This is a genomic window from Streptococcus mitis, assembly GCF_026782865.1.
Lineage (GTDB): Bacteria > Bacillota > Bacilli > Lactobacillales > Streptococcaceae > Streptococcus > Streptococcus mitis_CG.
Window position 1 is genome coordinate 107524 of record NZ_JAKUXK010000010.1, and the last position, 22383, is coordinate 129906.

The 22383-nt window shown below is 42.3% G+C and carries 22 protein-coding genes; 5 read left to right on the top strand and 17 right to left on the bottom strand.

Annotated elements, in window-relative coordinates; genetic code table 11:
- Window positions 1-58: 58 nt before the first annotated feature.
- The 11 genes from MK482_RS06515 to MK482_RS06565 all read right to left on the bottom strand — a co-directional run bounded on the left by MK482_RS06515 (window position 59) and on the right by MK482_RS06565 (window position 9719).
- Window positions 59-817: a class I SAM-dependent methyltransferase gene (locus tag MK482_RS06515; protein ID WP_268718284.1), complete on the bottom strand. Its 759-nt coding sequence runs from the start codon at window positions 815-817 to the stop codon at window positions 59-61.
- Between the two features lie 477 nt (window positions 818-1294).
- On the bottom strand, window positions 1295-1984 hold the full coding sequence (gene rplA, locus MK482_RS06520) for a 50S ribosomal protein L1 (protein ID WP_001085675.1): 690 nt from the start codon (window positions 1982-1984) through the stop codon (window positions 1295-1297).
- Between the two features lie 206 nt (window positions 1985-2190).
- Window positions 2191-2616: a 50S ribosomal protein L11 gene (gene rplK / locus MK482_RS06525; protein ID WP_001085807.1), complete on the bottom strand. Its 426-nt coding sequence runs from the start codon at window positions 2614-2616 to the stop codon at window positions 2191-2193.
- 227 nt (window positions 2617-2843) lie between these two features.
- Entirely contained in the window at window positions 2844-3560 is a 717-nt protein-coding gene (gene ldcB / locus MK482_RS06530; RefSeq protein WP_136937201.1) for an LD-carboxypeptidase LdcB/DacB, read from the bottom strand.
- A 2-nt stretch (window positions 3561-3562) separates the two neighbouring features.
- Window positions 3563-4033 carry an HIT family protein gene (locus tag MK482_RS06535; RefSeq protein ID WP_061755598.1) on the bottom strand — a complete coding sequence of 157 codons (471 nt, stop codon included), beginning with the start codon at window positions 4031-4033 and terminating at the stop codon, window positions 3563-3565.
- 1 nt (window position 4034) lies between these two features.
- Window positions 4035-5072 (bottom strand): M42 family metallopeptidase, encoded by a 1038-nt coding sequence (locus tag MK482_RS06540; protein WP_268718285.1) that lies wholly within the window; start codon window positions 5070-5072, stop codon window positions 4035-4037.
- Between the two features lie 97 nt (window positions 5073-5169).
- Window positions 5170-6495, bottom strand: coding sequence for a branched-chain amino acid transport system II carrier protein (brnQ, locus tag MK482_RS06545; protein ID WP_268718286.1), 1326 nt, complete (start codon window positions 6493-6495; stop codon window positions 5170-5172).
- Window positions 6496-6665: 170 nt separating this feature from the next.
- Entirely contained in the window at window positions 6666-6953 is a 288-nt protein-coding gene (locus tag MK482_RS06550) for a rhodanese-like domain-containing protein (RefSeq protein WP_136937204.1), read from the bottom strand.
- A 114-nt stretch (window positions 6954-7067) separates the two neighbouring features.
- Window positions 7068-7646, bottom strand: a complete 579-nt coding sequence (locus MK482_RS06555; RefSeq protein WP_268718287.1) for a uracil-DNA glycosylase family protein — start codon at window positions 7644-7646, stop codon at window positions 7068-7070.
- Window positions 7647-7699: 53 nt separating this feature from the next.
- Entirely contained in the window at window positions 7700-9100 is a 1401-nt protein-coding gene (pepV, locus tag MK482_RS06560) for a dipeptidase PepV (protein ID WP_268718288.1), read from the bottom strand.
- A 13-nt stretch (window positions 9101-9113) separates the two neighbouring features.
- Window positions 9114-9719, bottom strand: coding sequence for a nitroreductase family protein (locus MK482_RS06565; protein WP_084863006.1), 606 nt, complete (start codon window positions 9717-9719; stop codon window positions 9114-9116).
- Between the two features lie 171 nt (window positions 9720-9890).
- Here MK482_RS06565 and MK482_RS06570 point away from each other — a divergent pair, with 171 nt between their 5' ends.
- Complete coding sequence (locus MK482_RS06570; protein WP_268718289.1) at window positions 9891-10691, top strand: amino acid ABC transporter substrate-binding protein; 801 nt, start codon at window positions 9891-9893, stop codon at window positions 10689-10691.
- A 181-nt stretch (window positions 10692-10872) separates the two neighbouring features.
- Here MK482_RS06570 and MK482_RS06575 read toward each other — a convergent pair whose 3' ends face one another.
- The 6 genes from MK482_RS06575 to recJ form a co-directional block, all read right to left on the bottom strand.
- Window positions 10873-11706 carry a metallophosphoesterase family protein gene (locus MK482_RS06575; protein ID WP_268718290.1) on the bottom strand — a complete coding sequence of 278 codons (834 nt, stop codon included), beginning with the start codon at window positions 11704-11706 and terminating at the stop codon, window positions 10873-10875.
- The gene (uvrC, locus tag MK482_RS06580; protein ID WP_268718291.1) at window positions 11696-13543 is read right to left on the bottom strand and encodes an excinuclease ABC subunit UvrC; all 1848 of its coding nucleotides are present in this window, start codon (window positions 13541-13543) and stop codon (window positions 11696-11698) included. Before uvrC ends, MK482_RS06575 begins: the two co-directional genes overlap by 11 nt.
- A gap of 38 nt (window positions 13544-13581) precedes the next feature.
- Window positions 13582-14298 (bottom strand): M57 family metalloprotease, encoded by a 717-nt coding sequence (locus MK482_RS06585; RefSeq protein WP_268718292.1) that lies wholly within the window; start codon window positions 14296-14298, stop codon window positions 13582-13584.
- 62 nt (window positions 14299-14360) lie between these two features.
- Window positions 14361-15140, bottom strand: a complete 780-nt coding sequence (locus MK482_RS06590; protein WP_268718293.1) for an alpha/beta hydrolase — start codon at window positions 15138-15140, stop codon at window positions 14361-14363.
- Between the two features lie 67 nt (window positions 15141-15207).
- Entirely contained in the window at window positions 15208-16869 is a 1662-nt protein-coding gene (locus MK482_RS06595) for a ribonuclease J (protein WP_214614872.1), read from the bottom strand.
- Window positions 16870-17039: 170 nt separating this feature from the next.
- Window positions 17040-19262: a single-stranded-DNA-specific exonuclease RecJ gene (gene recJ / locus MK482_RS06600; RefSeq protein WP_268718294.1), complete on the bottom strand. Its 2223-nt coding sequence runs from the start codon at window positions 19260-19262 to the stop codon at window positions 17040-17042.
- 176 nt (window positions 19263-19438) lie between these two features.
- Between recJ and MK482_RS06605 the strand changes: the two genes are divergently transcribed.
- Genes MK482_RS06605 through MK482_RS06620 form a run of 4 tightly spaced genes read left to right on the top strand, consistent with a single transcriptional unit; the run spans window position 19439 to window position 22361 of the window.
- Window positions 19439-20197, top strand: a complete 759-nt coding sequence (locus MK482_RS06605; RefSeq protein WP_001229569.1) for an amino acid ABC transporter ATP-binding protein — start codon at window positions 19439-19441, stop codon at window positions 20195-20197.
- Between the two features lie 10 nt (window positions 20198-20207).
- Window positions 20208-21002 carry a transporter substrate-binding domain-containing protein gene (locus MK482_RS06610; protein WP_268718295.1) on the top strand — a complete coding sequence of 265 codons (795 nt, stop codon included), beginning with the start codon at window positions 20208-20210 and terminating at the stop codon, window positions 21000-21002.
- Between the two features lie 12 nt (window positions 21003-21014).
- Window positions 21015-21692 carry an amino acid ABC transporter permease gene (locus MK482_RS06615; RefSeq protein ID WP_268718296.1) on the top strand — a complete coding sequence of 226 codons (678 nt, stop codon included), beginning with the start codon at window positions 21015-21017 and terminating at the stop codon, window positions 21690-21692.
- Between the two features lie 9 nt (window positions 21693-21701).
- Window positions 21702-22361, top strand: coding sequence for an amino acid ABC transporter permease (locus MK482_RS06620; protein WP_000443889.1), 660 nt, complete (start codon window positions 21702-21704; stop codon window positions 22359-22361).
- Window positions 22362-22383: the final 22 nt, after the last annotated feature.

A 22383-nucleotide genomic window follows, 5' to 3' on the forward strand; every position in this document is an offset into this window, starting at 1 on the left:
CTCTATTATAGCATATTTTTTAAGAAAGAAAAAAGGAAAAGTTAACTTCAATAATTATCTAACGATTTGACGATTTATAACTAGCCATCGCAATAAAGCCCAGTTTCTGTTTATTCTTAGCAAACATTTTATACATCGTTAAAAATTGCTTTCTATTCTCCTTTTTACAAGCATTTACACAAATTTTCAAAGTTCCTAGCCAACCTTCGTCATAAATCATACCTGATAATTTCATTAATGTCATTTCACCAGTCAATACTTTCACATCACGATAACCTGATTCTATCATCACCTGTTCCCAACCATCTTGAGTTAAAGGACCTACATTTACATGAATTGCTTGTGACAATTCCTGTCTGATAGACTCTTTAGCTTCCTTAAGAAGCACATCATGTGTCAAAAGAAGACCTTCAGGTTTTAAAACCCTTAGATACTCCATTACACATTTTTTCTTAGCTTGATCGGCTTGCATAGTCAGCATAGCTTCATTTATAACAATATCAAAACTAGCATCTTCATAAGGAAGTTTCATTGCATTTGCTCTTTCAAATCTGATTAAATGACCAACACCTGCCGTTTCAGCAGATTTTTTAGCCACTTCTAAGGCTTGTCCATCCATATCAACAGCAGTTATCTTACAACCAAAACGCTGTGCCAACTCAATTGCTGTAGTTCCCCTATTGCACGCAACTTCTAGTATTCTCTTTTCTTTTGAAAATCCTCCTTCTGCAATTAACCAATCTGTGGCACGTTTTCCACCTGGACGTAAGCGTTTTTTCCCTAGTTTTGCTAAAAACTTATGACCTGCTTCTGACATTTGAACACCTCTATTTTTTCTTCATTATAACATAAAATTATATTATCTGACAATTCTAATCTATTATTTGATAAACTAGAATCAAAAGCACACAAGCTGCCATGACTATAGCATAAATCTATTAATCACCTCTCTAGTTTGAATTCAATTGTTCACGTAGTTTACGCATATAGGTTACGACTACATATTTGTACTTTAGATTTGCTGATCTCCTTATCCGCTATATATCACGTACCTATTCGTATAGTCAAGATTTCTCTATCTCTTTCTCTGCCGATTCTTATTTCCAGCGTCAGACTTAAACAGTCTATCCTAATGCCGTTCGATCAGCTACTCACAATAGTTAGACTTGGGAATAACTTTTGGGTTTACTAGTATATAATCCTTGCAGAGGACTTACACCTCAGATGAACGGAATGTTCGTAGTACCTAAAAAAACGAGCACTTTCGTACTCGTTCTCTGATATAAACTACTGATTAAAGTGAGTTTACGTCAACTTTGATACCAACACCTTGAGTAGTTGTGATAGTCAAGTTTGTTACGTAAGTTCCTTTAGCTGTAGCTGGTTTTGCTTTTTGGATTGTTTCGTTGAAAGCTTTGAAGTTTTCAACCAATTTTTCAGCTTCAAATGATACTTTACCGATGATTGCTTGAACGTTACCTGCACGGTCAGCACGGTAAGTGATTTTACCACCTTTAGACTCTTCAACTGCTTTAGCAACATCCATTGTTACAGTACCAGTTTTAGGGTTTGGCATCAAGTTACGTGGTCCAAGGACACGTCCAAGACGTCCAACAAGAGCCATCATGTCAGGTGTAGCGATAACTACGTCGAAGTCCAACCAACCGTCGTTGATTTTAGCAACAAGGTCATCTTCACCAACAAAGTCTGCACCAGCAGCTTTTGCTTCTTCAGCTTTTGCACCACGTGCGAAAACAAGAACACGTGAAGTTTTACCAGTACCGTTTGGCAATACCATTGCTCCGCGGATTTGTTGGTCAGCTTTTTTAACGTCGATGTTCAAGTTGTAAGCAACTTCTACAGTTGCGTCAAATTTTGCAAAGTTAGTTTCTTTTGCAAGTGCTACAGCTTCTTCTACGCTGTATGCTTTTGTGCTGTCGATTTTCTCAAGAGCAGCACGAAGTTGTTTGCTTTTTTTAGCCATTTTCTATTCTCCTTGTAAGTGGTTCAATCGATTTTCATCTCCCACGTCACTTCTCGAAATGATGAAGTCTTGCGGGTTTTCAGTCTATTAGATTCTTTTCCTACTTCGTTAAGCTCCCTTGCTGTACCCAAGTACAAGCTTCAGTCACTTGCCTAGTATGAAAAGCAACTAATAGACTGCTGTGAGATTTTCTACTGTGTTATTGATTAGTCAACAACAGTGAATCCCATAGAACGAGCAGTACCTTCGATCATACGCATTGCAGACTCTACGTTTGCTGCGTTCAAATCTGGCATCTTAGTTTCTGCAATTTCTTGTACTTGTGCACGAGTAACTGTAGCAACTTTAGTTTTGTTAGGTGTACCTGATCCTTTTTCAACACCTGCAGCTTTTTTCAAAAGAACAGCAGCTGGTGGTGTTTTAGTGATGAAAGTAAATGATTTATCTTCGTAAACTGAGATAACAACTGGAATGATCATACCAGCTTGGTCAGCTGTACGAGCGTTGAACTCTTTTGTGAATCCCATGATGTTGATACCAGCTTGACCAAGAGCAGGTCCAACCGGTGGAGCTGGTGTAGCTTTACCAGCAGGGATTTGCAATTTTACAAGTTTTTCGACTTTTTTAGCCATTTTTAAATCCTCCTTTGTGGTTTTGGCGGTAATTAAAGATTTTTACCTCCCACAAGTATGCTTTACACATACCCATCTATTATACACTATTTATCTAGAATTGCAAGAGAAAAGTTTATTTTTATACTCAATGAAAATCAAAGAGCAAACTAGGAAGCTAGCCGCAGGCTGTACTTGAGTACGGTAAGGCGACGCTGACGTGGTTTGAATTTGATTTTCGAAGAGTATTAATTGACGTAATCTCCGCCTTCAAATCCATAGTATTCTTCCAAACTGAGACCACTCTCTGCAATTTCTTTTGCTTCTTTTCCGACATAACGAAGGTGCCATTCTTCAGCCATATAGCCGGTTTCTTTTTCCTTACCTTTGAGATAACGGACAACAAAGCCATAATCAGCCGCATGGTCCAAGAGCCATTGAGCCGCTTTTTCTTCTGTTACTAAATCACCATCAGTCCCAATAACATCAAAGGCCAAGCCAGTTTGGTGTTCACTATATCCAGGACGAGCAGAGTAACGGTCGGCAGCTTCCTTACCATCTTGGTTGACATAATCTTGATAGAGCTTGGTCTGAGTTTCATAACTTCTAAAGCCACTATAATGGTCACTGATTGGGAATCCTGCCTCTTGCATCGCTTTGATGAGTTTGAGCAACTCTGCCTTGGCTGTTGGATTTTCCCCTGGATTGTAGTCTTTCGACAATGGATAGTGTTTATTGGCTACGATGATTTCATCGTATTTCCCTTGGATACTGTAGTAGTCTCCTTTATTGACCACTTCTGCTTTTTTCTGGGTGGCTTCTTGAGACTTATTTCCGACTGTTCCATCAGCTTTAGCTGTTTGTTCTGTCTTAGCTACTCCATCTTCATTTTTTGCTTTTTCTTGTGAACAAGCTGCTAGATTCAAGGCTAGCAAGGCTGTCAAAACAAGGTATCTTTTTTTCATTTCTACTCCTTTATTTCTAATAGGTTATCTACTTCTGACGATAAACGTTTGACTAATTGTTTAATCTCATCAGGTTTTACTTGGCAGGTTTCTGCTGTCATTTCTTCAAAGGGAACCCACCAGACTGGACCACGTCCCTTGAGACCGTGACCATTCATATCACCTGTTCGTCTAGGGAAAAGATGCCAGTGGAGATGGGCATCGCCATTTCCTAAAAGTTCAATATTCATTTTCTCGGCAGCAAAGGACTTGGCAACTGCCTCTTGGACTAAACTCATTTCCTCTAGAAAACGGATTCTAGTTTCCTTCTCTAAATAATGCAATTCGGTGACATGTTCCTTGGCTAGAAAGAGACTATAGCCTGCAAAATACTGGTGATCTCCAATCACAAGATAGCCTGTTTCCATCTCTTTGACAAAGTAGGGATTTTCCCCATCTTTAATGAGCTCAATTCTCTGGCAAATAAGGCACATATTAGTCTACCAATTCGCTCTTAAGGTAAGCATCAACCATACGCTCTGTTGCGACTACCGAGTCAATATGAGTACGTTCATATGAGTGACTGGATTCGATACCAGCACCGAGAAGGGCGTGTTTGACTTCTGCACCTGCAGACATAGCCGCTGAAGCGTCCGAACCATAAAATGGATAGATGTCCAGCTTAAATGGAATATCTTGCTCTTTAGCCAAAGCAACCAAATGTTGACGGAAGTCATAGTGATAAGGACCTGAAGCATCCTTTACGCAGATAGATACTGTGTACTCATCTGTTTGCTGGTCATCTCCCATAGCTCCCATATCCACAGCCAGATATTCTACTACCTGAGCAGGGATATTAGAGTTAGCTCCATGCCCCACTTCTTCAAAAACTGAAAAAGCAAAATGGGTTGTTACAGGCAACTCAATCTTCTCTTCCCTATAAATCCGAAGCAGATTAAGCAAAATCGCTGCGCTGACCTTATCGTCCAAATGACGAGACTTGATAAAACCTGTCTCTGTCACGATAGTTCGTGGGTCAAAGCTGATAAAATCACCAACCTCAATCCCCAAGGCACGAGTTTCTTTTTCAGTGGTTACTTTTGCATCCAAACGCACTTCCATATTGTCTTGCGTGCGTTCTGCAGTTCCTGCATCCTTGTAGACATGGCAAGAAGTTTGGTGGATAAGGACCGTCCCTGATACTTTTTCACCTGTACTAGCCACATGAACGGTACAGTTTTCACCTTCAATCATGTTCCAAGGAAAACCACCGATACGATCCAATTTGAGACGACCGTCTGGTTTGACAGCACGGACAATAGCCCCCAGCGTATCTACATGGGCAGTCACATAGCGATGCTCCTCATCATTTTGACCTTTGATAGTCATATTGACACCGCCCTTGGCTGTACGAACTGGCTGGTAACCAAAATCTTCTAGAGTCTTGACTAAATAGTCCGAAATCTCCCGAGTGAAGCCAGTTGGCGATGCTATAGCTGTCAGTTCTTTGATATATTCTACTGTTTGATTCATTTCTTCACCTCTTTTGCTACCTATTATAACACATTTATCATCGGATAAAAAAAGAAAATCACTCCTGTAGCCTTGACTACAAAAGTGATTTTAATGATTATTCCATTTCAAAAACATCGCTTTCTTGCTTGTTTGGTAGAACCAATGAGAGCAAGACTCCGACGATGGCTGGCACCAACCATGGAAGAGATGCCTTGGCAAAAGGAAGAGCGTTAACAAGATTTGCAAGAAACTCAACCTTAAATGAGCTTCCTAGGACGCTTGCAATGGCAATAGCTGTAACCACAGCAATTGTCAACTGCATACCTGGTTTTGAAAGAGGTACAAATTTGTTGACAATCACAATCATGACGATGGCAATCGTGATTGGGTACAAAATAACCAGCACAGGGATTGAGTACTTGATAATCGCACTCAAACCAAGATTTGCAATAGCAAATCCAATCAAGGTAAAGACTGTTGCATAAGCCTTGTAGCTGATTTGTGGGAAGCGGCCGTTAAAGAACTCAGCTGTTGACACAATCAAACCAACTGTAGTTGTGAAGCAGGTTACAGTAACCATGGCTGCGAGGAAGAGTTGAGCTGTTGAACCAAAGATTTCTTGAGTCGCTTGTGACAAGATATAAACACCTGGTGTTCCACCCTTCATCGCTTCAGCTGGTACTGGGAAATGATTTCCAAGGAAACCTAAACCGATGTAAAGAGCGCTGAAAGCAAGGGCAACAACGATACCAACAACCCAAATAGTCGAAATGTATTCTTTCTTACTTGAGAAGCCAAGTTGCTTCAAGGTTTGAACTGCGATTACGCTAAAGGCAACTGAAGCAAGGGCATCCAAGGTATTGTAACCTTCTAGGAAACCTGTCCCAAATGCAGAAGATTGATAAGCAGCTGACGCAGCTTGAGGACTTGTTCCACCGTATTTGATAGCTCCTAGAGCAACCAAGATAACAATCAAGATTGCAAAGACTGGTGTTAAAATACGGCCGATACGGTCCAAGATTTTAGATGGATTGAGCGAGATTAGATACGCTGCCGCAAAGTAAAGAAGGGTAAAGACAATCAAGCCTAGACCTTTATTTGCATCCGACAGAAGGGGGCTAATCCCTACTTCGTAAGCCGTTGTAGCAGTACGTGGAATAGCAAAGAATGGACCAATTGACAAATAGAGAACTACGAGGTACAGAGTCGCAAACCAAGGCGCTATCTTTGTTGAAATCTCGTGAATATATCCTTTAGGATTTAACGTTCCAATAATAAGGGTCAAGACGGCGATACCGACGCCTGAAAAGACAAAACCTGCGATGGCAGGAAGAAAATGTTCTCCAGATAAAGCACCTAGAGAAGGCGGAAAAATCAAGTTTCCCGCACCAAAAAATATTCCAAACAGGAGCAAACCTGTTAGGGCACCTTTTTTAGCCATGAAAATCTCCTTCATATTTATAAAATACTGACCTAGTATACCACGATTAGGAGTCTGAAAAAAGCATCACGAATTAAATATTGAATGTTTTCAAGATTCTTAAAAATGAGAATTGTCTAAAAACAAAATCCCCTACCGAGATCACACCAAGTAGGAGAAAATTGTAATGTTTAAAGTTCTTCAAATGCCATCATGCCACCTTGTACATTGATAACCTCATAACCTTGTTCTGACAGAAATTGGCAAGCACGCGCCGATCTCATTCCAGATTTACAAATAACATAATGTAACTGATCCTTGTCCAACTGATCATAGCTATCAGCCAACTGACTCAGCGGTAGATTGTGGGCACCTTCTAAATGAAGAGTTTCAAACTCATCCATTTCTCTCACGTCCACTAGAGAAAGTTGGTCGTTTTGGTAAAGCTGGTAAAATGCGTCAAAGGTTATTTCTTTCATTCTTTTTCTCCTAATACTCTTCGAAAATCAAATTCAAACCACGTCAGCGTCGCCTTACCGTACTCAAGTACAGCCTGCGGCTAGCTTCCTAGTTTGCTCTTTGATTTTCATTGACTATAAAATGGTTTTAATTCTTTTTTTCAAATCTGGCACCACTTCTGACTCAAACCAAGGATTTTTGGCCATCCAGATTTGATTTCGCGGCGAGGGGTGAACTAGTGGAAAATAGGTTGGCAAGTAGTTCTGGTAATGTTTTACTCGTTCTGTTACCTTGCCACTGACTTTCTCCTGTAAATAGTAGGCTTGGGCATATTGCCCAATCAAGAGGGTCAACTGAATATCGGGCAATTCTTGCAAGAGCTGCGGATGCCATTTTTCGGCAAAACCAATTCTCGGTGGCAGATCACCTGACTTGCCATGTCCTGGAAAGTAGAAATCCATAGGCAAGACAGCAAAATAGCCTGAATTGTAAAAGGTATCTTCATCCACACCGAGCCAATCTCGCAAGCGGTCACCACTTTTGTCCTTCCAGTAAAGGCCTGCTTCTTGGGTTTTAAGACCAGGTGCTTGACCGATGATATTGATGCGAGCAGTTTTTGGCGCTGCAAAGAGAGGCTCGATGCCACGCTCTGTATAGCTGGCATTCTGCGGATCCGCCATAATAGCCTGCTTGATTCTTTCAATTTGAGACATCTACTTTCCCTCCAAAAAGAAGTCTAAGCATAAGAACTCAGACTTCTATCGTTTTATTTGATCAATTCGTAAATAGCTTCGGCATAGATTGCTGCTGCTCGGAAGAGATCGTCCAAGGCGATAAATTCATTGGCTTGGTGCATGGTATCAATTGAGTCTGGGAACATAGCACCATAGGCAACACCTCGTTCTAGCAAGCGACCAAAGGTTCCACCACCGATGACTTGCTCATGACCTTTAAGGCCAGTTTGTTTTTCATAAACATTCAACAAGGTTTGCACAAGTGGATCTTCCATTGGTACATAGTGAGGGGTATGACCGTGTTCAGAAAGGCTAACAGAAGCAACTGGCAAGTTTTCAAGGATTGACTTGATTTGTTCTGGACTTGTTCCTTTTGGATAGCGGATGTTAAGGGCAATGGTATTGTCAGTACTTGTTTCGTCAAAGCGGAAGACACCGGCATTCATAGAAAGAGCACCCATCTTTTCATCCACATGAGCAATTTTGAGATTTTCACCCTCATGGTCGTTCAAGAGAATTTTACCAGCGATATCAAGATAGTCTTTGGCTGGTCCAGCAAAGTCAAACTGGCTGAGGAAAAGGGCAAGGTAAGTCGCACCATTGACACCTGAAGCAGGCATAGCACCATGGGCTGATTTACCAATGATGGTCACCTTGTATTGGCCAGCTTCTTCTTGGAGTTCTCCTCTAAGTTTGTATTCTGCAACAAAGGCATCTAGTTTAGCTTGCAAGTCAGCCAAATCACCTGAAACGACTGCTGTTGCTGATTCTGGTACCATATTTTCACGCAAACCACCTGTGAAGCTGTGAAGACGGACAGCACCTGCATTTTCACCTGCAAAGTGGAGGTATTCCGTGATATTTCCTTTTTCACCATTGATTATAGGGAACTCAGCATCAGGAGAGAAACCGAAGTCTGGTTTTGCAAGTCCTACGTGCTCGAAATAGTAGTCCATATCTGCCCAACCTGATTCTTCATCTGTTCCAACGATGAAACGAACTTTCTTAGAAGTTGGAAGGCCCAATTCTTTGATGATTTTCAAGCCATAGTAGCAAGCTGTTGTAGGTCCTTTGTCATCAGAAGCTCCACGCGCATAAAGGCGACCGTCTTTGATAGTTGGTGTGTAAGGGTCTGTGTCCCAACCGCTACCAGCTGGCACCACGTCCATGTGGGCAAAGATTCCGAGAACTTCTTTTCCATCACCAAATTCAAAATGTCCTGCGTAGTTGTCAACATTTTTAGTTGGGTAGCCATCGCGGTCTGCGATTTCAAGGAATTTTTCCAAGGCTTTTACCGGCCCAGGTCCAAATGGATGCTGGGCATCAACCTTGCTATCATCACGTTCTGAGTTGATTTCCAAAAGGCTAAACAAGTCAGCCAAGAGGTCTTCTTTGCGTTTTTCTACTTCTGCTGTAAAATCAATTGCTGTCATTTTTTTCTTCTTCCTATCTTTTCTCGATGATTTCATCTACTGGCAAGCGGTAACTTGGTTCCAATTTTTCGTCTGTGTAGCCTACTGTAATCAAGAGCTCTGGGCGGAAACGGTCTTCGATGTCCAAAACTTCATTGATTTTTGATTTATCAAAACCAAGAATCAGATTTGACCCGATTCCCTGGTCTGTCAAAGCCAGAACCAAGTTCATGGCAACCAAACCTGCATTGAGGGCTAGGTAGTCGCTGACTTGTTGTTCATTGTAGCGTGCAAACTCGGCAGGCAAATTTTTCATAAAGTATTGAAGTTGTTCTTCTGAGAAATTGTTAGCACCACCAACTCGGGCAATCTTACGAGCACGTTTAGCAAGATCTGTATCTGTAAATAGGGCAATGGTTACAGGTGCTGATGATACCTGTTCAAAGTTTGAACCGTAAGCCAATTTTGCTAGTTCGGCATTTTTCTCACGTACCACCACAAATTTCCAAGGCTGGCTGTTGTGGGCGCTTGGCGCCAAGGTTGCAATTTCGATAGCCGTACGCACATCTTTGGGATCCACTGGCTTATCAGTGAAATGCTTGGTCGCATGACGTTTTTTATTTAATTCAAGAAATTTCATAATCGATTTCCTTTTCTAATTCTACTGCTTCCATTCTATCATATTTTGAAAGAGCTTGCAGGGATTTTTCATGATTAAGATTTTTTATTACAGCCATAAAAAATATATATTGGTTCATCAGGAACATTTCTGATAAACTAGCAGATAACTTTACATTTGAATGGAGACATTATGAAAAAATTTAGCCTATTACTAGCCATCCTACCATTTTTGGTTGCCTGTGGAAATCAAACTATACCTAAAGAAACCAGCTCTCAAAAGACAATTGTCGTTGCTACAGCTGGTGATGTGCCGCCATTTGACTACGAAGATAAGGGCAATCTAACAGGCTTCGATATCGAAGTTCTGAAAGCAGTGGATGAAAAACTCAGCGACTACGAGATTCAATTCCAAAGAACTGCTTGGGAGAGCATCTTCCCAGGACTTGATTCTGGTCACTATCAGGCTGCAGCCAATAACTTGAGTTACACAAAAGAGCGTGCTGAAAAATACCTTTACTCACTCCCAATTTCGAACAATCCCCTCGTCCTTGTCAGCAACAAGAAAAATCCTCTGACTTCACTTGACCAAATCGCTGGCAAAACAACTCAAGAGGATACTGGAACTTCAAACGCTCAATTCATCAATAACTGGAATCAAAAACACACTGACAATCCCGCTACTATCGATTTTTCTGGAGAGGATATCGGTAAACGAATCTTAGACCTCTCTAATGGTGAATTTGATTTCCTAGTTTTTGACAAGGTATCGGTTCAAAAGATTATCAAGGACCGTGGCTTAGATCTCTCAGTCGTTGATTTACCTTCTGCCGATAGCCCCAACAACTATATCGTCTTCTCAAACGACCAAAAAGAGTTTAAAGAGAAATTTGATAAAGCGCTCAAAGAACTCTATCAAGATGGAACACTTGAAAAACTTAGCAATACTTATCTAGGTGGTTCTTATCTTCCAGATAAATCTCAATTACAATAATACTCTTCGAAAATCTCTTCAAACCACGTCAGCTTTATCTGCAACCTCAAAGCTGTGCTTTGAGCAACCTACGGCTAGCTTCCTAGTTTGCTCTTTGATTTTCATTGAGTATAAGATATACTAAAAGCGATTGGACCAGCCAATCGCTTTTTTAGTTTGCATTGGTTATTTTAGGAAACTCTTACAAAAAATCAAAAAAATTCTTCACATCTTCTACATACCCATGCTTTTCTATTAAGCTTGCTAAAAGTTCCAGATTGTGCCCCTGATAGTTGTCTTCTCTTCGTAGTTCTTCATACATTTCGATAAAGGGAAGCCCCTTGGACTTGGCCAGTTCTAACTCCGCTTCATAATCATAAGCGACTTTACGAAATTGGATATTGACCAATTCCCCATCTTCCACTTCTATCACGGCATACTGGGCACGGTGATTTTTTAACGCCTCCCAATTAAAATAGGGCATGCCAATCGACCCTGGATTGATGATTTGTTGCCCTTGACTGCCATAACGAAGCAACTGCTTGTGAACATGACCATAGACTGCCACGTCGGTTTCCGCATCTAGCAGTTGGTCAAATTTTTCTGTATCATTCCCAACCAGTAGGTCCCCACCATAGTTTTTGTCAGGTAAATTATGAGAGATAGAAAAGCGTAGTCCCTCAACTTCTTTCTTTTCCAGCAAAGGCAAGCTTCGTAGCCAGACAATCGTTGCAGGATCCATTCGCTCCATCAAAAACTGGGTCATGCGCATTGACTGGATTTCTTTCGGATGTTCCAAACCATATTCGCCATCCAAGGCCTCAAGGACACGATCATCCCAATTGCCTCGAACACTGGCTGTGATAGGAAGGTCCTTTAACAGGGCGACCAAGTCATTCGCACCGGGACCAGGAAGAAAAATATCTCCCAGAAGCCAGTATTCACTGACTCCTTGATTTTTAGCATCTGCAATCACTGCTTCTAAGGCAGTTGTATTGCCATGAATATCTGATAAAATTGCGATTTTATGATTCATTGTGTTCTCCTTCTGTTTGGTAATCTACTCTTTCTTCCGCAACTTGAAGCAAGGCTTCTGCCTCCTGCGGGTTCAACTTCCTCTGCACAGCCTCTGCAACCGCTCTAGGTACTCCAACTTCGACAATCTCATCCACACTGGCTTCCTTGATTTTGGTCAAAGACTTGAAATGCTTCATGAGATTCTGCTTGCGTTTAGGTCCCAACCCTTCAATACCATCCAATTGTGATGAAAAGGAATTTTTGGAGCGCAGTTGACGGTGGAAGGTAATGGCAAAGCGGTGCACCTCATCTTGGATACGTTGGAGGAGGAAAAATTCCTGAGAATTGCGAGATAACTCCACCACCTCAAGCGGATCTCCAAAGAGCAATTCATGGGTTTGATGCTTGTCATTTTTTTGCAAACCCGCAATTGGGATATCCAAACCTAGCTCTTCTTGGATAACCTGCTTAGCGATATTGACCTGACCTTGTCCCCCATCAATCACAATCAAATCTGGAGGAGTCAAACCGTCACGCTGTACTCGACCATAGCGTCTGCGAATGACCTCTCGCATACTAGCATAGTCGTCTGGTCCAACCACAGTCTTGATTTTATACTTACGATAATCTTTTTTACTTGGTTTGCCGTTGACAAAGACCACCATGGCTGAAACAGGACTGGTTCCCATGATATTAGAGTTATCGAAGGACTCAATGCGGACTGGGGTCGGAATTTGGAGCAAGCGTCCTAGATTTTCAATAGCCCCTTGAGTCTTTTCGACAGATTTCTCTAGCAGGTTGAATTTCTGCTCTAGGCTGACTCGGGCATTCTTTATAGCTAGGTTGACCAGTTGCTTTTTCTCTCCACGCTGAGGCTTAAGAATCTTGGTATCCACCAAGACCTTAACGGCTTCTTCGTCAATATCCTGCGGAATCAATACCTCATTGGGTACTAGGTGGGATTTTTCTTGATAGAATTGTCCCACATAGGTTAGAAAATCCTCATCCGGATCATTGTAATAGGGGAAAAGATTGACATCGCGCTCAATAAGCTTGCCCTGACGAACAAAGAAAACCTGCACACACATCCAGCCCTTGTCCACATGGTAGCCAAAGACATCCCGATTTTGGAGATCCTTGGCCATGACCCGTTGCTTGGTTCGAAGTGTTCCAATAGCCTGAATCAGGTCACGGTATTCCGCCGCACGTTCAAACTCCATAGTCTGAGCTGCCGCCACCATCTTGCCCTTTAGGTCATCAATGATTTTGTCATCTTGGCCTTTCAGAAAATCAGAAACCTCCTGAGCCATAGACTTGAAATAGTCCTCATCCTTCTTACAGATGGTGTGGGCCATACATTGACCGATATGGTAGTAAAAACAGACCTTAGACGGTGGATTTGTACACTTGCGAAAAGGGAAAATCCGATCCAGTAGTCGCTTGATTTCATTGGCCGCCCCCACATCTGGATAGGGACCAAAGTAGAGACCTCCGTCTTTTTTGACCTGTCGGGTAATAATCAAACGAGGATAGCGTTCATTGGTGATTTTGATGAAAGGATAAGACTTATCATCCTTGAGCATGATATTGTATTTAGGCTTATTTTCCTTGATCAGATTAATTTCTAGGAGAAGTGCCTCAATATTGGATTCAGTAACGATAAATTCAAAATCCACAATTTCAGACACCAAAGCCTCTGTTTTGGTATCATGACTTCCACGGAAATAAGACCTCACACGGTTACGCAGATTTTTAGCCTTTCCCACATAGATAATGGTGCCGTTTTTATCCTTGTGAATGTAGCAACCAGGGCTGGTTGGCAGGAGCTCTAGTTTTGATTTAATCAAGTTGTTCATAATTCCATTATAGCAAAAAAGTAGGGAAAGATTGTTCCCTACTCACTAGTCTCATATATTTTTCGAAGGTTTGCAACATCCACTTCCTGGATACCATAAAAGGAACCAGCAGGTTGCATGACAGACTTTTCATCTGTATGGTCCAAGCCAATCGCATGACCCAACTCATGTTCTGCCGTATGGACAAGGCGCTCATAGGAATAGCCATAGTTAGGATTGGACAGATAATAGTGATTCAGACGCACCGTTACGGATAAGAATTGCCCTGTTAAGAGATTGGTCTGACTTTCTGCCTCTCCTGCCACAGGAGTACCTCCGTCATTCATCTCCGTAGCCAAGATATCTGCCTTGCTGGACTCGGTGACAAGTTCAAAGCTAAAAGCACCAGTTTGATTCCAATTCTGAATCGCTTCTACATAAGCTTCTTGAAAGCGTGAATCCATCTGGGGATCCAAGTAAATACGAGCAGAAGCCTGTGGCCATCTTCCTTCAGAATGCTGGTGGCTATCTGTCTGATTCAACTTAGGCAGTTGCCCTGTTTTTTCCCATTGGTCAATACTTTGTTGACCAATCTTGACTGACCGCTCTGCTTGCTTTAGCTCTGCTTGCTTTAGCGCTCCTTGAAAATCTCCGTTAAGATACCAGAGAAATCCAAAAGCAAGAGTGCATAAAAGCAAAACAATCCAAACCAGGCGCCAAAACAAATGCCACACAAAAGAAAAGAAAGCCCCTATCAAACGAAAAAGCCAGCGCATGTCTCTCCACCTTTCTAGAAAATAAAGACTATTTTACTAAAAGAAGCTAAAAGAAAGCTAAATTATGACAATCTCTCTTCTAATTTGAAATCAATTGGTAGGGTTGCTAAGAACCGTTCCAATTGTTTTTCCCAATAATACCACTCGTGAGTTCCAGCGCTATGGCTATAGGTCACATCAAAACCTAGTTTTTTGAGATTTTTCACTGCTAGATTATTGGCTTCATACAAGAAATCCTGTTCGCCACACCAAGCCCACAGCTTGGTCTTTTTATCCGATTTTTTAGCCAGACTTTCTAGAGAATAGGTGCTAGTTGTCCAATCTTTAATCTCCCCAAACACACCTCTCCAGTAAGCTGGTGTCCCCAAATCTTGGCTCTCAGGAGAAAAATCTTGAAAACTAAGGGCACCTGAAAAACTAGCTGCATGAGAAAAACGATTTGTAGCAAGGGCCAATTTGAAACAGCCATAGCCTCCCATAGAGAGGCCAGCGATAAAGGTCTTTTCACGCTTGCTGGTCATGTTAGGGAAGAAACGTTTCAGAACCTGTGGCAATTCCTCTGCTAGAGCTGTATAATAGTCAAAACCATACTGGGTATCGGTGTACCAACCATTGCTGGTATTGGGCATAACAACGATGAGATTAGTACCTCGAAGCAAGCGTTCTACATTGGTACGCTTGAGCCAGCTATTATGGTTGCCAGACATCCCGTGCAAGAGGTACAAGACTGGAATGTCTTTACAATCTGGTTCTTCCACTCGATTAGCATCAGGATAGAGGACATTCACTCCCCACTCCATATCCAAAACTTGTGAGTAATACTCGATTTTCATTACTGCCATAATTTTTTCCTCTATTTTTCTATAAGAAAAAGCCGAAACTCGACTTTCTCTCTGTTTATTTCAAAGATTATTTTGCTTCCATGACTACTGGTAAAATAGCTGGACGACGCTTAGTCTGGTCAAAGAGATACTTAGTTAAATTATCACGAACCTTCCCTTTAAGGTCTGCCCAGTCAAAGTCATCTCCTTGCAGATAGTCTTCTACCGTCTGGTTAATCAATTCTGAACTTTCACGGAGAATATCGCGGCTCTTCTTGAGATAAACAAATCCACGCGTGTGAACACGGGCCTTGGCCACAATTTTCTTCTCACGGCGGTTAACGGTGATTGCGACGATGAAAATTCCATCTTCTGACAAGACCTTACGGTCACGAAGAACCACATTACCAACATCACCGATGGCATTTCCGTCAATCAAGACATCCCCTGCTGAAACCGCTCCAGCTGGGACAAAGTCTCCATTCTCATAAGCCATGCTGGTTCCCTTTTTAGGGATGAAAATGCGTTCTGGCAACATCCCAACTGCCATAGCAGCCTTAGCATGGGCATCCAACTCACGGTATTCTCCTTGAATTGGGAAGAGATACTTGGGTTGCAAGAGGTTAATCATCAATTGCAAATCACGCGCATTTCCGTGCCCTGACACACGCAAGCTTTGGGTGATCAATTTGACAACACCTCCAGCTTGGTAAATCATATTTTCCACACGCGCCATGACTGCTTCTTTAGCGATAGACGGAGTGGTTACAATATAAACTAGGTCACCGTCCTTGATTTCCACATAACGGTGGCGACCAATCGACATCTTACGAAGACCGTTGATTGGCTCACCCATACGACCTGTCTCAAGGATAATCAACTCATGGTCTTCAAAACGAGACATATCTTTCGGCTTAATCAAAAGACTCTCGTTAGCTAGAGACAATTTCTTGAGGCGAATAGCAGTACGGACAATATTTTCAATATCGAATCCTGTCAAGACCACACGACGGCCTGTTGCATCCGCAGCGTCAAACACCTGCTGGATACGAGAGAGGTTGCTGGCTACTGCTGCGACGATGATACGACCATCCCAATCTGCAATGGTTTGAGTGATCTCGTCCCCAACTTCACTTTCGCTAGCCACCTGGATATTGCTATCTGCATTGGCTGAATCGCTAAGAAGGGCTAGAACTCCATCACGACCGATTTCTGCCAAACGAGCGAAGTCTGTCGCATAGGATTCACTAGCTGTCTGGTCAAATTTAAAGTCACCTGTATAAACGATGCTACCTTCAGCTGTCTTCAAGACAACACCCAGACTTTCTGGAATAGAGTGAGTTGTACGGAAGAAGGACACCACAGTTCCTCCAAAATCAATCTCCGTATCCTCATCGATAACATGGAAATCATTAAATTTCTTAACTGTGTCATTTCCTTTGACAAAGAGTTTGGCCAACTCAATGGTCAGCTCAGACCCAAATACAGGCACCTTGGCTTCAGCCAAGAGATAAGGTAGAGCACCAATGGCATCCGCATGCCCGTGGGTCAAGAAGACCCCAGCAATACGGTCGCTATTTTCAAAAAGGTAGTCCATATTTGGAATGACGACATCCACCCCTAGTTGTTCATTTTCAGGGTACTTTAGACCTGCATCCAAAACGAAAATAGACCCATCGATTTCAGCGATATACATATTTTTCCCATTTTCACGCACACCACCAAGTGTTGTTAAACTGATATTACTCATTTTTCCTCCGAAAGCTTAGTTTATCTTGATTATAGGGTTACTTACCCTCTTATTCTAAAAGTACTACTTTTAGCCGAATCTTTTCCTACCATTATACCATTTTTTTAATGATTTTCAAAATGAAGATTTGTTTTCAAAAAAGAGCTGGTTGCCCAACTCTTTCCTATCTGCTATTCTTTTTCCATTAAAAAGTCATAAATTTCTTGCACGGTACCCAGCGCCATCATTTCTTGGTCTTTGACGGTTTGTTTGAGATTTTGGTAAATCTGACTTTCTCCTATTTCCCGCTTTGGCGCTTCTTTATTCACTGTCATGACCCCGTCTTTGATGGTAACAAAGCCTAGTTCTTCAAACACTTGAATCATCTTGACCAGCAAGATTTGCTGAATATTAAGATAAGCTGCCAAATCTTTCAGCTTATAGCGAATATCAAACTCTGGAAACTGGTAGATAGTCTTGTACAATTTAGCAAACTGCTCTCTAGTCCCATAGCCTGTCAGATAGTAGGCCTTGTCAATATCATTTTTGAAATAGACAGCAGAAAAATTCTGCTCCTGAAAAATAGTCTTCAGCTGAGTAATATCCTCAGGAATAGTTTTTACAACAACTGCGTCACTAGCTACTAAATCTGGTAATTCTCCAGAAAAGTCCAAGACTGGAACCCCTTCTGGCAAGACTGCATTTTTCCCACGGATGTTAAAAAGTTGAACACCCTCCACACGCGCATCCACCATCATCAACTGTAGAGCAGTTTGGCCATTCCATTGGTTGACAGACAATTTGACCGCCAGCTCTAGATTCTTGGTTTGAGAAAACTCTGTCACCCATCTGCCTTGGCTAAAGGCTACCACTTCAAAACTCGCCTCACCTTTAGAAATTTTCAACTTGAGATGGGCATTGCCTGCCCCCATAGTACGGGCACTTTCGACCTGAAAATCCTTAATATAAAAGACAGGTTTCTGATTGTCCATTCCAAAGGGAGCTAAACGTTCAAAACTTTTGACCGTTTCCAAACTAAGTGTCTCCAAATCCAGTTCTTCATCTAGATTTAACTTGTTCTTGCCAGCAGCATCTGCACCTTTTTCACGGACATAGTCTTCCAAGACCTGAGATAAATCTGAAACTTTCTCAACATCCAGCGTCATTCCTGCTGCGCCAGCATGACCGCCAAAGGCGATGAAGAGGTCTCGATGAGGATCCAGAGCCTCAAAAATATCTACTGCTTCCACACTACGAGCACTGCCCTTGGCACGACCGTCTTCTATATTAAGAACAATGACTGTCTGTCCTAGTTCTTCCAACAAACGACCAGCCACGATACCCAGAACCCCAGGATTCCAGCCTTCCTTGGCCAAGACTTGGACCTTCTTTTCAGGATCCACCATGGTCTTGGCTTCTTCATAGATAGACTGGACAATTTCCTTGCGCTCTTCGTTTTTCTGATGAATCATGAGGGCAATCTCATGCGCCTCCTCATCATCAAAGCCAGTCAGCAAATCAATGGCAGGATTGGGATCATCCAAGCGGCCCAAGGCATTCAAACGAGGGGCAATCTGAAAACCAACAGTTTCTTCTGTCACTTCATTGGTAGCAATCCCAGCCATATCCAACATTTCTTGTAGGCCAATACGCTGAGTATGTCCCAACATTTCCAGGCCATATTGAACCAAAATACGGTTTTCATCCGTCAAACTCACCATATCAGCAATGGTACCAATAGCGACCAAATCAAGCAATTCCACTTGTACTTCTTCTAACAGGGCACAAGCCAGCTTGAAAGCAACTCCACAACCAGCCAAATATTTGAAAGGATAGTCCGCATCTGAATGTTCAGGGTGAACGATGGCATAGGCATCTGGTAAGGTTTCAGGCATAGAATGGTGGTCAGTCACAATGACATCCACTCCCATAGACTGGGCCAATTCAATAGCCTCATGACCCGCAACCCCATTATCCACCGTCACAATCAAGGAAATCCCTTCTTGCTCGATAAAGTATTTATAGACACTGGCATTAGGTCCATAGCCATCAGTGAAACGATTTGGCAAGTAAACACGGCACTCAGCACCAAGCTGTTCCAAACTTTCCTTCACAATCGAAGCCGAAGTCATGCCATCCGCATCGTAGTCTCCATAAACGAGAATACTTTCCCCTTCTTCAATGGCCTGACGAATCCGTTCCACTGCCTTGTCCATATCATGGAGCAGATAAGGGTCATGCAAATCCTCCAAGGAAGGTTCTAAAAACTTCTTCAGACTTTCTTGGTCCTGAATCCCTCTCTCAAATAATAACCGAGCCACCTCAGGACCCAGTCCAGCCTTCTTGGCTATCTTTGTAAAATCCGCATCTTCAACCTGCGGGGCAAACTGCCATTCATAAGTAGGTGTTATCAAAAAGACATCCACTCTTTCTAAGAATTCTATTGCTTCATTATAACACGATTTAGGCTTTTTCTCTATCCAGATTGCCTTTTTATAAAATTTTAATGAATTTTTTCAGATATGATTTGACAAGACAAATCTTTTGGTGTAGAATCATGTTATAAAATCTAACACAAAGGAGATTCCTTATGGCTTTAGTAGAATTTGAACACGTCGAAAAATATTACGGAGATTACCATGCACTCCGCGACATCAATCTCCGTTTTGAAAAAGGGCAAGTTGTTGTCCTACTCGGACCATCTGGTTCTGGGAAATCCACTCTTATCCGTACCATCAATGGTTTAGAGGCTGTCGACAAGGGAAGTCTTCTAGTAAATGGGCACCAAGTTGCTGGTGCCAGCCAGAAAGATTTGGTACCTCTTCGCAAGGAAGTCGGCATGGTTTTCCAACATTTTAACCTCTATCCGCATAAAACAGTGTTAGAAAACGTAACACTTGCACCCATAAAAGTTCTAGGAATTGATAAAAAAGAAGCTGAAAAAACAGCCCAAAAATATCTGGAATTTGTAAATATGTGGGACAAGAAAGATTCTTATCCAGCCATGCTATCTGGTGGACAAAAACAACGAATTGCCATCGCACGTGGACTCGCTATGCATCCTGAACTCCTCCTCTTTGATGAGCCAACATCTGCCCTAGACCCTGAAACCATCGGCGATGTTCTAGCAGTTATGCAAAAATTGGCCCACGATGGTATGAATATGATTGTCGTTACCCATGAAATGGGCTTCGCCCGTGAAGTTGCTGATCGCATCATCTTTATGGCTGACGGAGAAGTTTTGGTGGATACGACAGATGTTGATGACTTTTTCGACAATCCAAGCGAACCTCGTGCCCAACAATTCCTCAGCAAGATCATCAACCACGAAAGTGACAAAGTCAAATAAGGAGGCGCCTATGAAAAAGAAATTCTTTTTATCCGCATTATTGATTAGCCTTTTTGGCCTTGCTGCTGCAAAACCCGTTCAGGCTGATGCCAGTGTCGCAGATATTCAAAAAAGAGGCGAGCTGGTTGTCGGTGTCAAACAAGATGTTCCCAATTTGGGCTATAAGGATCCTAAGACAGGAACCTATTCTGGTATCGAAACCGACTTGGCCAAGATGGTAGCAGATGAGCTCAAGGTCAAAGTTCGCTATGTGCCTGTTACCGCACAGACCCGTGGACCCCTTCTAGACAATGAACAGGTCGATATGGATATCGCGACCTTTACTATCACAGACGAACGCAAAAAACTCTACAACTTCACCAGTCCTTACTACACAGATGCCTCTGGCTTTTTGGTCAATAAGTCTGCCAAAATCAAAAGCATTGAGGACCTAAACGGCAAAACCATCGGAGTTGCCCAAGGCTCCATTACTCAACGCCTGATTACCGAACTAGGTAAAAAGAAAGGCTTGACCTTTAAATTCGTCGAACTTGGTTCCTACCCAGAATTGATTACTTCCCTTCATGCTCATCGTATCGATGCCTTTTCCGTTGACCGCTCGATTCTGTCTGGCTATATCAGCAAACGCACAGAACTGCTAAATGATAGTTTCAAGCCATCTGACTACGGTATTGTTACCAAGAAATCAAATACAGAGCTAAACAACTATCTTGATAACTTGGTCACTAAATGGAGTAAGGATGGTAGTTTGCAAAAACTTTATGATCGTTACAAGCTCAAACCATCTAGCCATACTGCAGATTAAGGAGGACACCCTATGACAGATTTATCATCTTGGACAGCCTATTTTCAGGATTTTGGACAATTTTTCAATGGTTTCCTCTTCACCCTTGCCCTAGCGATCGGATCCTTTATCCTCGCTATGGTTTTGGGCGTCTTCTTTGGAGCTATGTCAACTAGCAAACGTCCAATTTTGCGAATTTTGGCTCGCATCTTTGTGGAATTTTACCAAAACACTCCCCTCTTGGTTCAGTTTGTTATCGTTTTTTATGGCCTACCTCTTATCAGTGACCATATCATCATGATTCCGATTTATTGGACAGCTGTTCTCTGCGTGGGACTCTATCACGGTGCCTATATCGCTGAGGTTATTCGCTCAGGCATTCAGTCTATTCCTAGCGGTCAGATGGAGGCCGCCTTGTCGCAAGGTTTTACTTATATCAGTGCCATGCGCTTGATTATCTTGCCTCAGGCTTTCCGAATCATTCTCCCTCCTTTGACCAACCAAATTGTTAACCTCATCAAAAACACCTCTACAGTCGCTATCATCTCTGGAGTAGATTTGATGTTTGTGACCAAGTCTTGGTCGGCTCTTAACGGAAACTATATCCCAGCCTTTCTAGGCGCTGCCCTGCTCTACTTCTCTCTATGCTTCCCTGTTGCCCAGTTTGGTCGCAAGATGGAGCAAGCCAACAAAAAAGCCTATTCACTTTAGGAGGTTACTATGGAATCCATTTTAGAAGTTTTAACCCCAGATAACCTAGTCTTTATCTTTAAAGGATTTGGCTTGACCCTCTATATTTCTCTAATTGCCATCGTTCTCTCTACCCTCATCGGTACGGTGCTAGCTGTCATGAGAAATGGCAAAAATCCTGTCTTGCGCATCATCTCCAGCATTTACATCGAGTTTGTGCGCAACGTTCCCAACCTCCTCTGGATCTTTACTATCTTTTTAGTGTTCAAGATGAAATCCACTCCAGCAGGAATCACTGCCTTTACTCTCTTTACCTCAGCGGCCCTAGCTGAGATTATTCGAGGCGGTCTCAATGCCGTAGACAAGGGACAGTACGAAGCAGGAATGTCGCAAGGATTTACTTCAGCCCAAATCCTCTACCACATCATTCTCCCACAAGCTATTCGCAAAATGTTGCCAGCCATCATTTCCCAGTTTGTAACCGTAATTAAGGATACCAGTCTTCTCTACTCTGTTATCGCCCTACAAGAACTCTTTGGAGCTAGCCAAATTCTCATGGGCCGTTATTTCGAACCAGAGCAAGTCTTCAGTCTATATATCCTGATTGCCCTCATCTACTTCAGCTTCAACCTAGCAATTTCTAGCCTATCTCATATGCTAGCCAAACGTTGGCAACAAGCTGCAGAATAATACTCTTCGAAAATCAAATTCA